The organism is Galbibacter pacificus, from assembly GCF_029603165.1.
In the GTDB taxonomy this organism is placed as follows: Bacteria; Bacteroidota; Bacteroidia; order Flavobacteriales; family Flavobacteriaceae; genus Galbibacter; species Galbibacter pacificus.
Genome location: NZ_JAQSVC010000002.1, coordinates 596553 through 610440, shown reverse-complemented (window position 1 = coordinate 610440; position 13888 = coordinate 596553). Strand labels below are relative to the sequence as shown.

The 13888-nt window shown below is 36.9% G+C and carries 14 protein-coding genes; 6 read left to right on the top strand and 8 right to left on the bottom strand.

Features of this window, described 5'->3' with window-relative positions; translation table 11 throughout:
- Nucleotides 1-45: 45 nt before the first annotated feature.
- The 4 genes from proC to PSF86_RS07155 all read right to left on the bottom strand — a co-directional run bounded on the left by proC (nt 46) and on the right by PSF86_RS07155 (nt 3816).
- Nucleotides 46-834, bottom strand: coding sequence for a pyrroline-5-carboxylate reductase (proC, locus tag PSF86_RS07170; RefSeq protein ID WP_277899375.1), 789 nt, complete (start codon nt 832-834; stop codon nt 46-48).
- A 19-nt stretch (nt 835-853) separates the two neighbouring features.
- Nucleotides 854-1828: an N-acetyl-gamma-glutamyl-phosphate reductase gene (gene argC, locus PSF86_RS07165; protein ID WP_277899374.1), complete on the bottom strand. Its 975-nt coding sequence runs from the start codon at nt 1826-1828 to the stop codon at nt 854-856.
- A 159-nt stretch (nt 1829-1987) separates the two neighbouring features.
- A complete protein-coding gene (gene argG, locus PSF86_RS07160; RefSeq protein WP_277899373.1) occupies nt 1988-3169 on the bottom strand; it encodes an argininosuccinate synthase in 1182 nt (393 codons plus the stop codon).
- Nucleotides 3166-3816 (bottom strand): GNAT family N-acetyltransferase, encoded by a 651-nt coding sequence (locus PSF86_RS07155; protein WP_277899372.1) that lies wholly within the window; start codon nt 3814-3816, stop codon nt 3166-3168. The genes argG and PSF86_RS07155 overlap by 4 nt, the downstream gene beginning before the upstream one ends.
- A 332-nt stretch (nt 3817-4148) precedes the next feature.
- On the opposite strand from PSF86_RS07155, the gene pabB reads away from it, so the two are divergent.
- The 6 genes from pabB to PSF86_RS07125 all read left to right on the top strand — a co-directional run bounded on the left by pabB (nt 4149) and on the right by PSF86_RS07125 (nt 11413).
- Entirely contained in the window at nt 4149-5444 is a 1296-nt protein-coding gene (gene pabB / locus PSF86_RS07150; RefSeq protein ID WP_277899371.1) for an aminodeoxychorismate synthase component I, read from the top strand.
- Nucleotides 5445-5473: 29 nt separating this feature from the next.
- Nucleotides 5474-6436, top strand: coding sequence for a glycoside hydrolase family 43 protein (locus PSF86_RS07145; RefSeq protein WP_277899370.1), 963 nt, complete (start codon nt 5474-5476; stop codon nt 6434-6436).
- 154 nt (nt 6437-6590) lie between these two features.
- Complete coding sequence (locus tag PSF86_RS07140) at nt 6591-7436, top strand: alpha/beta hydrolase (protein ID WP_277899369.1); 846 nt, start codon at nt 6591-6593, stop codon at nt 7434-7436.
- Between the two features lie 109 nt (nt 7437-7545).
- Entirely contained in the window at nt 7546-8862 is a 1317-nt protein-coding gene (gene tilS / locus PSF86_RS07135; RefSeq protein WP_277899368.1) for a tRNA lysidine(34) synthetase TilS, read from the top strand.
- Nucleotides 8855-10825 (top strand): protein-disulfide reductase DsbD family protein, encoded by a 1971-nt coding sequence (locus PSF86_RS07130; protein WP_277899367.1) that lies wholly within the window; start codon nt 8855-8857, stop codon nt 10823-10825. Before tilS ends, PSF86_RS07130 begins: the two co-directional genes overlap by 8 nt.
- 48 nt (nt 10826-10873) lie before the next feature.
- Nucleotides 10874-11413: a GNAT family N-acetyltransferase gene (locus tag PSF86_RS07125; RefSeq protein ID WP_277899366.1), complete on the top strand. Its 540-nt coding sequence runs from the start codon at nt 10874-10876 to the stop codon at nt 11411-11413.
- Between the two features lie 137 nt (nt 11414-11550).
- Here the strand turns inward: PSF86_RS07125 and PSF86_RS07120 are convergent, their stop codons facing one another.
- The 4 genes from PSF86_RS07120 to PSF86_RS07105 form a co-directional block, all read right to left on the bottom strand.
- A complete protein-coding gene (locus PSF86_RS07120) occupies nt 11551-11847 on the bottom strand; it encodes a hypothetical protein (protein WP_277899365.1) in 297 nt (98 codons plus the stop codon).
- Nucleotides 11828-12598 (bottom strand): hypothetical protein, encoded by a 771-nt coding sequence (locus tag PSF86_RS07115; RefSeq protein ID WP_277899364.1) that lies wholly within the window; start codon nt 12596-12598, stop codon nt 11828-11830. Before PSF86_RS07115 ends, PSF86_RS07120 begins: the two co-directional genes overlap by 20 nt.
- A gap of 211 nt (nt 12599-12809) precedes the next feature.
- On the bottom strand, nt 12810-13301 hold the full coding sequence (locus PSF86_RS07110; protein WP_277899363.1) for a hypothetical protein: 492 nt from the start codon (nt 13299-13301) through the stop codon (nt 12810-12812).
- A 13-nt stretch (nt 13302-13314) separates the two neighbouring features.
- Nucleotides 13315-13836 carry a PHP domain-containing protein gene (locus PSF86_RS07105; protein ID WP_277899362.1) on the bottom strand — a complete coding sequence of 174 codons (522 nt, stop codon included), beginning with the start codon at nt 13834-13836 and terminating at the stop codon, nt 13315-13317.
- Nucleotides 13837-13888: the final 52 nt, after the last annotated feature.

Here is a 13888-nt window from a genome sequence, read left to right as displayed (position 1 = left end):
TTATTGTTAAGCCGTATTCCTTGAAGGTGTTTTTGGCTTTGGTCCTTATTTAATATCGCTAATTCGTTTATAAGCGGCCATAATTCCTTTTATTACGGCAGAGCTTAGCCCATTGTGTTCCATGGCATTCAGGCCTTCAATGGTGCATCCCATTGGGGTGGTTACGTTGTCTACCTCAACTTCGGCATGTGTACCGTCTTCTATTAATGCGGCGGCACCAATAGCTACCTGAGCCGAAATTTCCTGTGCCTCGTGCGGGTGAAAGCCCATTTGCACGCCACCTTGTGTCAATGCTCTTAAAAAGCGAAGAAAGAATGCCGTGCTGCTTGCGCCCAATACGGTTGCCGCTTGCATGAGGCGTTCTTCGATAACCATGGTTTTTCCAATGGTCCCGAACATTTTTTCCACAAACGATACGTCTTCATGCTCCATATCGTCGGCACAGATAAACGACATGGATTGTTGCTTAACGGCGGCGGTATTTGGCATGGCCCTTATTACTTTGTTGTTTGGAACAATTTCGTTGATTTCGCTAATGGAAACCCCGGTAACGGTAGAGATTAATATTTGATCGTTTTTTAGGTGCCCCTTTATTTCGTTAAGAACGATTTTTAAAATTCTTGGTTGAATACAAAGGATAACCCATTTAGATTGTTTTATGGCCTGCACATTGTCTGCCGTAACAGAAACACCTGCCTGTTTTTTAATAATTTCCAGATTTTCGTCTGATTTGTCTGCTACTAAGATGTTCTTTGGATCAAATAAATCGCTGGATGCGAGTCCTGTAATGATCGATTTTCCTAGATTTCCTGACCCAATAACGGTAACTTCCATTTTGTTTTGTTTTTTAGTTTTAGAAATAACTTCCTTTTAATTTAAGTCCGTCGCATTCATCAAAACCAAAAAGTAAGTTCATGTTTTGCACTGCCTGACCAGAGGCGCCTTTTATTAAATTATCTATGACACTAGTGATAAGCAGCACGTCTTCGTGCTTGTGAAGATGTATAAAACAATTGTTGGTATTTATTACCTGTTTTAAATGAACTTCTTTGGTTGATAAATGTGTGAACGGGTCTTTAACATAAAAATCCTTGTATAAATTCCAAGTTTCTTCCAAACTATTTTCAAATTTCATATAAGATGTTACAAAAATCCCCTTGGTGAAATTGCCGCGTTGCGGAAGCATAAAAATGTTTGGTTGGTTGTTCTGGAGGCTCACAATACTTTGATTGATCTCCCCTAAATGTTGGTGTGTAAATGGTTTGTACCAGGAAATATTATTGTTTCTCCAACTAAAATGCGATGTCGCCGATGGAGAAACCCCGGCCCCGGTACTTCCGGTAATGGCATTGATATGAATATTGGCTGCCAACAGGCCTTTTTTTGCCAAAGGGAGCAATGCCAACTGAATGGCCGTAGCAAAACACCCCGGATTGGCTATATTTTGTGCATTTTTAATTTTTTCTTTTTGCAGTTCGGGCAACCCGTAAACAAATTCCCTTTTTTTGTAATTAGAGTCTTTATCCAGTCTAAAATCATTGCTTAAATCAATAACCTTTGTTTTTGCCGAAAAAGAATATTCGTCTAAAAAAGCTATGGAATTACCGTGCCCAAGGCATAAAAAGAGTACATCTACCTCTGGGTTGATAGTATCGGTAAATTTTAAACTACAACTACCAACAAGGTCTTCGTGCGTTTCGGCAATAGGCTTCCCGGCTCTTGTTGTGCTATATACAAAATCTATTCCGGCGTGCGGGTGATTTATTAAAATCCTGATGAGTTCGCCTCCTGTATATCCTGAGCCTCCTATAATTCCTGCTTTAATCATTTTTTTATGCTGTTTGTTGCTGTGTTGTTATGCTGTTATACTGTTATGCTGAGCTTGCCCGCCTGCCATGGCATTTCGGGCAGGTTGAAGCACTGTTCAAAAACCCTTCTACATACTGAAGCTAAATTCAGCACAGGTGCTCAGGGTGACATTTGTTAATCAATTATGATTGACCGACTGATGGATTTTTGCCGCATTGGCATTTATTTTGATAAATCCTTTGGCTTCATCGGCGCTCCAGCCCTTGTTCATTTCGCCATAGCTGCCAAATTTGGCATTCATTAAATCGTGTTTCGACTGGATTCCATCAATAAAAAACCGGTACGGATGCAAGCTCACCCATACATCTCCAGAAACATTTTTTTGAGTATCTGTTAAAAAAGTTTCGATGTTCCGCATAACCTCATCCAAGTAATTTCCTTCATGCAATAACATTCCGTACCAATTGGCCAGATAATCTTTATGCTGCTGTTGCCATTTGGTCAATACGTGTTTTTCCAAAGTATGGTGTGCTTTAATAATTACCATGGGCGCGGCGGCTTCAAAACCAACCCTTCCTTTTATGCCGATAATGGTATCGCCAACATGGATATCTCTTCCAATGGCAAATTGCGAAGCTATTTCGTCCAGTTTTTCAATAAGTGCTACAGGTTTTCCCTTTTTTCCGTCAATTGCACTAAGTTCTCCTTTGGTAAAAGTCAGTTTTACTTTTTGTGTTCCCATGTTTTCAAGCTGACTTGGGTAAGCTTCGCTTGGCAGGGGCAAGTGGGAGGTAAGGGTTTCGTCGCCACCAACGCTGGTTCCCCATAAACCTTTATTGATGGAATATTTGGCTTTTTCCCAAGCCATGTGCACTCCTTTACTTTTTAGGTAATCTATTTCTTCCTGTCGGGATAGTTTATTGTCCCGAATTGGTGTGATAATTTCAATTTCGGGGGCCAAAATCTGAAAAATCATATCAAACCGTACTTGGTCGTTTCCGGCCCCGGTACTTCCATGGGCAATATATTTTGCTCCATTCTCTTTGGCATAATTTACAATTTCGATAGCCTGCACAATCCTTTCTGCACTAACCGATAGCGGATAGGTATTGTTTTTAAGTACATTTCCATAAATAAGGTATTTTACTACTTTATCATAAAATGTTTGAACGGCATCAAGGGAAACATATGTTTTAGCACCCAAAGTCAATGCCTTTTTTTCAATTTCTTGTATTTCTTCTTTAGAAAAACCTCCGGTGTTAACACTTACGGCATGTACTTCGTAACCACTTTCCGATAAGGATTTTGCACAATAAGATGTGTCCAGGCCGCCACTGTATGCCAATACTAATTTCTTCATTTTTTAGATTCTTTTTCTTTCTTTTTTTCTTTGTTAAGAAATAGGGATTCTTTAATGTTTTTTAATCGTGTAAGTACTTTAGAATCGTACTTGTGTTTGTGCTGCGCTTTTTTGTTTTTTTCTTTTTCTACCGGATCGTACAGCATTCCGGTACACAGGCACATTCTTCCTTCGTTTCGGGTTAGGATATCAAAATTTCTACAGGTTTTGCATCCGTTCCAAAAACTGGGATCGTCTGTAAGCTCAGAAAAAGTAACGGGTTCGTAGCCTAAATCGTAATTAATTTTCATCACGGCCAAACCTGTTGTAATCCCGAAAATTTTTGCATCGGGAAACTTTTTTCTGCTGTGTTCAAAAACCTTCTTTTTAATATCGGTAGCCAATCCTTTTCCCCTAAAATCAGGATGAACAATCAGTCCCGAATTGGCCACGAATTTTCCGTGCCCCCATGTTTCAATGTAGCAGAACCCGGCAAATTTTGTTCCTTCAAGGGCAATCACCGCATTCCCGTTTTGAATTTTGGTGGTAATATATTCAGGAGTACGTTTGGCAATACCGGTTCCGCGCTGTTTTGCAGATTCTTCAATGGTATCGCAAATTTCCTGGGCATAGCCAATATGCGTATCGTTTGCAATAAGTATTTGCATTCAATTACCTTGTTAAAAAATTAATGAAAATTTGAAAATGTTTTTTTGAAAGGGGAGCTGGACACACCTAGCTCCAAAAAGAATATCGCACCCTTACGGGCGACGACGGCGTGGGAAACGAACATGGCGAACAGGAACCAATACATATGAAGGCGTCGTTAATACAAGCAACGCTTTCAATGTGGTTATAATATTTCTAAGTTCTTTTTGCATAATGCAAATATTCGTTCTCTTTGTTTAATTCTACAGTACAATATTAGCAATAATAATTAGATTAAAAAGCGTAATCTTTGTTAAATTTGTAACAAACTAACGTAAACCTTATTTAATCTATGGTTAGAACTGTTAAACAATTCAATACAAACAATATTGAAGTGTTTAAAAACAAATTGTTGCAATGGGCAGCGCAATTCAATGAAGTTGTTTGGCTGGACAGTAATCAATACCGGCAATCGCACAGCAGTTACGAGGCTGTTTTGGCCGTTGAGGCCTTTACTTCCCTAAAAACAGATACCCAAAATGCATTTTACGATTTAAAAGAATATCAGAGCATTACCAACGATTGGCTGTTTGGATATTTAACGTACGATTTAAAGAATACCGTTGAGGAACTTACGTCCGATAATTATGATGGATTGGAGTTTCCCGATCTTTTTTTCTTTCAGCCCCAAAAATTATTCTTGTTGAAACAGGGCACTGTGGAAATGCATTACCTGAAAATGATTGATGACGAAATGGAAAATGATTGGGAAACTATTCAAAATATAGAAATCCCAAGTAAAGAACCGCCAAATCAACAGGATGTAAAAATAAAATTACGCATACATAAAGATGAATATTACAATAAAGTAAAGGAAATGCTTCGCCATATTCATCGCGGCGATATTTATGAAGCCAATTTTTGTCAGGAATTTTATGCTGAAGATACCGAAATAGACCCTTTAAAAACTTTTTTAAACCTCAATGCTATTTCCAAACCGCCTTTTGCCACATTTTTAAAACACGATTGCCATTATTTATTGTCGGCTTCACCCGAAAGATATATCCGCCGGGAAGAAAATACCATTATTTCCCAGCCCATAAAAGGCACTGCCAAAAGGGCCCTTACGCCCGCCGAAGATAAATTATTGGTTGAAAAATTGAAGAACGACCCGAAAGAGCGTTCTGAAAATGTAATGATTGTGGACCTGGTTAGAAACGACCTCTCACGCATTGCCGTGAAAGGAAGCGTAAAAGTGGAAGAATTGTGCCAAGTATATACTTTTTTGCAGGTACATCAACTTATATCTACCATTCGTGCAGAAGTTGCCCCCGAAACCAATTCCGTCGACATTATTAAAGCAGCCTTTCCCATGGGGAGCATGACCGGGGCGCCCAAGGTTTCGGCCATGAAAATTATAGAAAAACTAGAAGAAACCAAACGTGGTTTGTACAGCGGGGCAGTGGGCTATTTTGCGCCAAATGGCAATTTCGACTTTAATGTAATTATTAGAAGTATTTTGTACAATTATAAAAAAAGATATGTATCTTTCTCCGTCGGAAGTGCCATTACCGCACAATCCATTCCCGAAAATGAATACGAAGAATGTTTGATTAAAGCCAAAGCCATGCGGCAGGTGCTAGAATAAATATAGAATATACTAAAACGATTAAATAAATGAAAAAACTGGTTCTTTCCCTACTTTTTGTAGTTGCTTATTCCCTAAATGCACAAAATAACAATCCTGTTTTTCCCGGTTGGTATGCCGATCCGGAAGGAATAATTTTTAACGATGAATATTGGATTTTCCCTACGTATTCTGCTCCGTATGAAGAACAAGTGTTTTTTGATGCTTTTTCTTCCCCCGATTTGGTACATTGGACCAAGCATGAAAAAGTATTGGATACATCTGCGGTAAAATGGGCAAAACGGGCCGTTTGGGCACCGTCTATTATTGAAAAAGACAATAAGTATTACTTGTTTTTTGGCGCGAACGACATACAGAACGACCATGAATTGGGCGGGATCGGGGTAGCCGTTTCCAATGCACCGGGCGGCCCGTACAAAGATTTATTGGGAAAACCACTTATTGATAAATTCCATAACGGCGCACAGCCTATCGATCAGTTTGTGTTTCACGACCAAGACGGACAGTATTATTTAATTTACGGGGGATGGAAACACTGCAACATTGCAAAATTAAATGACGACTTTACGGGGTTTGTTCCTTATGAAGACGGTACCGTTTTTAAAGAGATTACCCCTGAAGGTTATGTTGAAGGCCCTTTTATGTTTATACGCGATGGAAAATACTATTTTATGTGGTCTGAAGGAGGATGGACAGGACCAGATTACAGTGTGGCCTACGCCATCGCCGATTCGCCCATGGGGCCTTTTAAGCGTATTGATAAAATATTGCAACAAGATCCAGAAATTGCCAATGGAGCCGGGCACCATTCTGTAATTAAAGTTCCGGACGCCGACACGTATTATATTGTTTATCACAGACGTCCGATGTCTGAAAAAGGAAGGGATTTCCGCGAAACCTGTATTGAAGTCATGGAGTTTGATGAAAACGGACACATACTTCCCGTTAAGATCACCAAAGAAGGTGTAAAAGCGCATCCTTTAAAAAAATAAAACCTTATAAACCAAAACCCGCAAATTTTTTGAAAAACTTGCGGGTTTTAATTAGCTATTGTAACAGTATTTTAAATAATTCTAACTAAAAAATAGCGTATTTCATTACAATTTACGATTTTAGGGGTAACTAACCATTACCCCAAATCCATTTATGGAATACCAAGGTTATCATTTTTATTGTCGAAATAAACGCTTGTTTGGCCAATATTGGCATAGGGAATCACCAAAATCAGCAGTAATATTAGTGCATGGCATGGGCGAGCACAGTGGGAGGTACACAAGTTCTTTAATCCCGGAATTGGTTCATGCAGGATATGCCGTTTTTAGTTTCGACCATTTTGGTCATGGCCATAGTGAAGGAAAACGTGGACATTGCCCAAGTTATAAAGCTGTTTTGGACAGTGTTGAAGCTGTGTTTGAAAAAAAAGAAGAAGTGTTTCCTGGGCTCCCGGTATATTTATACGGGCATAGCATGGGTGGAAATGTGGTGTTAAACTATGCTATGCAGCGTAACCCCGAAATTGAGGGTATTATTGTTACGAGTCCGTTTTTACGTATGGCATTCGATCCACCCAGCTGGAAAATCAATATGGGCAAAATTTTTTATTACATACTTCCTTTTGTAACAATGCCCAGCGGGATTGAGCCCAAATACATATCAAGGGATGAGCGGGAAATTGAAAAATATAAAGAAGACCCTTTGGTGCACGATCGCATAAGTCCAAACTTTACCTTTCCTTTTATAAAATGGGGCGAATGGGTGCTTAACAATGCCAAAGCGATTGAGAAACCAATATTATTGCTTCATGGAACTGGAGATTACATTACAAGTCATTGGGCAAGCAAGGCTTTTGCAAAACAATCAGATTTTGTTACCCTAAAACTATACAAAGGAGGCTACCACGAATTGCACAACGACCTGGAAAAAGAAGATGTCTACAAAACCGTTATTGAATGGTTGGACGGTCAATTATATGGTGAAAGGGTAAGTCAATAGCACTTTTTTTTGCTGCAAAGTATTTATTTTAATAACTTAAATATCATCCCTTTTGCAATAAAAAATCAAAACATATTCATTTAAAAATGTCTTTAACTACTTTTGTGATATGTTAGAAAAATTCCATCATCATATAAACGGGCATTTGTCTTTTTTATCTTCATCACGTATTGCAGTTGCCGTGAGCGGTGGAATAGACAGCATGGTTTTATTGTATTTGTTCCATCAATTAAAAATGGATGTTTGTGTCCTGCATTGTAATTTTCAGTTACGCGGTGCCGTAAGTGATGCCGATGAGCAATTTATTCAGAAACAAGCAAAAAAATACGGGATTCCTTTTTACAGTGTACGTTTTGATACCAATGCGTATGTTGAAAAATACAAAACATCAACACAGATTGCCGCAAGGGATTTGCGGTACAAATGGTTCGAGGAACAAAAGGACGTTTTGAATTTTGATTATCTATGCACGGCACATCATGCCGACGATAGCCTTGAAACGTTTTTAATAAACTTGTCACGGGGCACGGGTTTGCAGGGCTTAACGGGCATTCCAGAAGTCAACAACTATATTGTGCGCCCCTTGTTGTTATTTTCGCGCGAAGAAATCCAAGAGTTTGCAATTCATAACAACATACTTTGGCGGGAAGATAGCAGTAATGCCGAAACAAAATATTTGCGCAATAAATTGAGACACGATATTATTCCGAAGCTAAAAGAGATAAATCCTGCATTGCTAAATAACTTTAAACGTACCGTTGAAAACCTAAAAGGGGATGCCAAATTGATAGAAAACAACATCGTAAAATTACGATCGGATATTTTTATTGAAGAAAATGATAAAATCATTATTGAAATCGATAAATTAAAAAGCCTTTCCCCAAGGCTAACATATCTATTTTACCTCTTTGCCGATTATGGTTTTACCGAACCTAACGAAATTGAAGATATTTTGCAATCGCAAAGCGGAAAACAGCTTCTTTCTGAAACCCATAGACTGGTAAAAGACCGGGATTCCATCATTATAACTCCTGTTGATTTTCAAAATAAAGAGGAAATATATTGTATCTATGAAGAAAATAGCCGGTTAACAACACCAATCAATTTGTCTATAGATTTAGTAGACCATATAAACACGTCGAACCCTTGTACAGTCTATGTTGATAAAGAAAAGTTAAAGTTTCCCCTAAAACTCAGGAAATGGAAAAATGGTGACTATTTTTACCCCTTTGGAATGCAAGGGAAGAAGAAAATAAGTAAATACTTTAAAGACGAAAAATTCTCGCTTCCAGATAAAGAACAACAATGGTTGCTTTGCAATAATAACAATGAAATTATTTGGGTTATTGGTCACAGGGCCGATAACCGATATAAAGTAACCGAAAAAACGAAGCAAATAATTAAAATTGAAAGCGTTGATGCGTAATTTACTAATTGGTTTTATACTTTTATTGACTACTTTTTTACAGGCACAGGAACCGGTAAAATGGAGTACTTCCGTAGAAAAAATATCTGAAACAGAATACAACTTAATAATCAATGCAGAAATTATCGAGCATTGGCATTTATATGCACAAAACCAGCCGCTTGGCGAGGAAGCAGCAATTATTCCAACCGAGTTTACTTTTCAAAATGTAGGCAAGGACATTGAATTGGTGGGCGGCATAGAGGAGGGCGAGCCCGTAACTGAATTTGATAAAATATTTGAAATGGAACTGGCCTATTTTGCCAATAGCGCCACATTTAAACAGCGTATAAGGCTTATAAACCCCGAAACGCCTTCGGTTATTGGGCTGGTACAATATCAGGCCTGCGATGACGAACGTTGCATATTTAGGGATGCCGATTTAGGTTTTTCCCTTGACGGGAACAAAGTTTCTTTTAATAAGGAAGTAGACGGCCAAAGCATTAATTTAATCGAAAATTTGGAACTGCCCATAAAAAACAAAGACCTTTTAAATTACGAGCAGGGTGATAGCTCTGGGCAGGAAAAAGATCTTACCAGTTTGTTCATACTTGGGTTTTTAGGCGGACTTATAGCATTGCTTACGCCTTGTGTGTTCCCAATGATACCGCTTACAGTTTCATTTTTTACCAAGCAGTCGGGAAATAAAAGAAAAGGAATATCCAATGCGGTGCTTTATGGCGTATTTATCATTGGGATTTACATGGCTTTGAGCATTCCCTTTCACTTTTTAGATTCCATCGCCCCCGAAATTTTAAATAACATTTCAACAAATGTATGGCTCAATGTAATTTTCTTTGTCATTTTTATCTTTTTTGCATTTTCGTTCTTTGGGTTTTACGAACTTACCTTGCCTTCGTCTTGGGGAAATAAAATGGATTCGGCATCGGGTTCCGGAGGGATTGTAGGCATATTTTTCATGGCATTAACATTGGCCATTGTATCTTTTTCGTGTACGGGTCCCATTCTGGGCTCGTTGTTGGCAGGCTCGCTTTCCAACGATGGCGGTGCTACCCAGTTAACAGTTGGTATGACTGGCTTTGGTGTTGCCTTGGCATTACCGTTCGCACTGTTTGCACTATTCCCAAATATGTTGAAGTCATTGCCTAAATCCGGCGGTTGGATGAATACTACCAAGGTAATACTTGGTTTTTTGGAGCTGGCACTGGCATTTAAGTTTTTATCAAATGCCGATATGGTAGAGCATTGGGGAATACTCAAAAGGGAAGTATTTATCGGGATATGGATTGTTATTTTTGTGGCCATGGCCTTGTATGTGTTCGGACTTATCCGTTTTCCGCATGATGGCCCCAAGAAAAAACTAAGTTTTTACAGGGCTATTTTTGGGATTGCCATTGTTTGCTTTATTATTTATTTGGTTCCCGGGCTTCAAAAGTCCAAAGAATCCAATTTAAAAATGCTTAGTGGTTTTCCGCCTCCCGTTTTTTATAGCATTTATCCACAGGAAAGCAATTGCCCATTGGGACTTACTTGTTTTAAGGATTTTGAAGAAGGCCTGGCCTATGCCCAAGAGCACAACAAGCCCATTTTGTTGGATTTTACGGGTTGGGCATGCGTAAATTGCCGTAAAATAGAAGAAAATGTATGGAGCGAACCCGAAATTTTTTCGTTACTGAACGAAAATTATGTGCTTATTTCTTTATATGTGGACGACCGAAAAAACCTATCGGAAGATGAACAGTTCAATTTTAAAACAGAAAATGGCCGCGTAAAGGAAATAAAAACCATCGGGGATAAATGGGCCACCTTTCAAACCATTAACTTTAGAACGGCTTCGCAACCTTATTATATTTTAATGTCGCCAAGCTTTGAATTGCTTAATCCCCCACAACAATATACCGATGCCGTAACTTATTACGAATGGCTTAAATCCGGGTTGGAGAATTACAAGGAAATAAAATAGGCTGCCTTATCTATAATTTCCATAAGTAGAGCAATTCCACAGAAAAAAATGAACGATTACAAAACACTCGAGACCGATAGGCTTTTAATAAAACCAACTACCACAAACGATGCCGATTTGGTGTACAAATTGTTTAATACCCCACATTGGATTCGATATATAGGCGATAGAAAGGTAAAATCTATAAAAGCTGCGGTTGCTTATATTGAAAACAGCATGCTTCCCCAGCTTAAAGAATTAGGCTATTCCAATTATACCGTTATTAGAAAATCGGACCAAATAAAAATAGGGAGCGTAGGCCTATACGATCGGGAAGGGGTAGAAGGGATTGACATAGGTTTTGCCTTTTTGCCCGAATACGGAAAAAAGGGATATGCATTTGAAGCATCCAAAAGATTGTTGCAGGCTGCTTTTGAAGATTTTAAGCTGAAAGAAATAAAGGCCATAACCAAAAAAGACAATATTTCGTCGCAAAAACTTATCGAAAAGCTCGGTTTAAAGTTAGAGGGAACCACAGGGCTTCCCAATGAAACAGCCGAATGGTTGCTTTATAAAATAGAAATAACCGCTTTTTCTATAGCCAAGTAAACGGTCTCGGCTATGAACAGTTGGGAATTTTAAGCCCTGACTTTTCGGTTTGGCACCGACCTCTGTTTTATGTTCATACTTTCGTTTTATCACTTTCGCCCCAATTGTTTATAGGAGCCATTGTTGGCGGTAGTTTTTTATTGGTATTTTTCCAAAGCTTCCTTATATATTGCTTCGGTTTGGTCTTTAAATCTACTTTTATTAGTTAAAAATACATTCAGCTTCTCAGATATACTTTTGTAGATTAGTTGATGTGCTTTATTCGCTAAAGTATTTTCATCGTAAACATCCATTTCAAAATCATCTTCTGTAGCGAAATCTAAAAGTTTCAATAAATCATCTTTTTCTATTTTGTCAATTTCAGTCCATATTTCAGGTTCGTTTTTGTCTTTTATAAAAAAGGCTTGGTTATCATCAATCTTTAAGAATTTCATAATTCATTGTATTTCGTTGGTTGTATGCTTCTTCTCCTGCTTCAAGACAGTTCATAAGTACATCTAAATTTTTAATCAATTCTCCATCAACATTTTTTAATGTTTTACTTGTAGGATGCCCAAAAAAGACTTTATATTCTACATTTCCACTGTTAACTAATTTTTGTGTAAAAACAAGATGGTTTGGATTGATTGAAGCTCCAATGGTACTATTATGAGTGACTACAATTACAGGGATTTCTTTTGCAATTTCTTTAATTAACTCGTTTACTTCACTTTTTAGAAAAATATTATCAAATGAAGATTCAGGCTCATCAATAAGTAATAAGTCGTGTTTTAAGGCATCACTTATTTCGTGAAGCAAATTGAATTCCGAGCGTTCACCTCCAGAAACCTCATAACCGTGTTTATTTAGTGTTCTGTAATCTATGTCCACAAAATATTTATAGAAATCAGTTTCTTCAATTCCTACATTTTGAAGTGCAATTAAAAATTTATATGGATTCTCATAATTATTAAATGCTTCGCTAAATCCTAAATTAGTCTTGCTTTTCTTTTTAAGCTGGTTTGCTCCAGTATATTTTTTAGTTTTTGCCAAGACTTTAAAACCTCTTATCTCCTTACTGTCAATTACTTTTTCTGTTTGAACATTCTTAACAAGTCTAGTAAATTTTTGAACTTTAATTTTTTCAAATTGAATTTTTTCAAAATCAACATCCTCAATTGAAGTTGTTGTTGAACGAAATCTCAAACTTTCTTTTATTGATTCAATTAGACTATTTGTCCAATCCTTTTTTAGATTCTTTTCATAAAGTTCATTGTGTTTTTCGATAAGTTCAGTTCTGTAATTAAGTTCTTTAAACTATCATCAGTGATATGCTTGTTGACAATGTCTTTATACTCATTAGTTTCAAGTAAGGTTTCTGTTGCCGAGATTAGTTTTTTTAGGTTTTCTAAATTGTCTAATGTAAATTTAGTTTCGTTATATATGAAAATGTATCTAAATTATCGCTTTCTGAAGCATACTTTTTAAGTGAACTTAAATATTTTTCGAGAGAAATATCATTTGATTTAAGGTCAATTTCGTTAACATCTAAAACGACATCTTTGAATTCTTTTAAATAGTTTTCGGTTACTAAACTGTGTCTTGTTGTAACTAATTTTTTAAAATTTTCTTTATCGTTTTGAAGCAGAGAGAATTGTCTTAAATATTTTACATTATCAAAGTTATCGCAAATCTTGTCTAAAGTGTAAGTTTTTCCAGAAGAACGTCCGCCAACAATAACATTTAAGCCCGTTGATAAAATTATACCGTCATCTGTAGCTTGGAAAAAATCATTACCATCTTCTTTAGAAAGAAAAACCTTTGTTTTGTCATATAAACAACCTTTAATTGCGTTTAAGGTTGTGTCTTCTGCATCTACGAATGTTTGTTTGGTGGGATATGAAGGCATATTTTCAACAAACCTAGTCACTAAATATTACAGGTGTTAGTTTGTCCGCTTCTTTAATACAAGCTTTAAACTTTCTCAAACTCGTTACCTCTCCAACAAAAATGTTGTCTCCAAATTTTGTTATTGTGTTTGGTTTGATATTTGGTTTTTTGTCGTAATGTGGAATTAAAAGATAATTGTTTAGGTTTGGGAAAATTTCAATTAGTTGTTCATAACTAATTGAGTCATCTTTCGTGGGAATTAAGTCTTTTACTTTTTGACATTTTAAATTAAAGTCATCAAGTAGTTCATTTTCTGAAATCAGAAGTAAATGACCACTTTCTAAATCAATCTCTATTCCTGGGAAAACTTTTATATTTAACTCTTGACAAATGTGTTCAAATTGGATTTTGTCAAACAAGTTATGGTTTGTAATTGCGATACAATCAATTTCTAATAAATCAACATATTCTTTTAGTGATTCAATATTAAAATCGAAGTATCTGTTGTCACTAACAGATTGAACAGTATGAATATGTAAATCTATTTTTTTCAATTTTCACGGTTTTCTTTTAAAATTACCGCCAACTCGTATATAACGGTAAAAA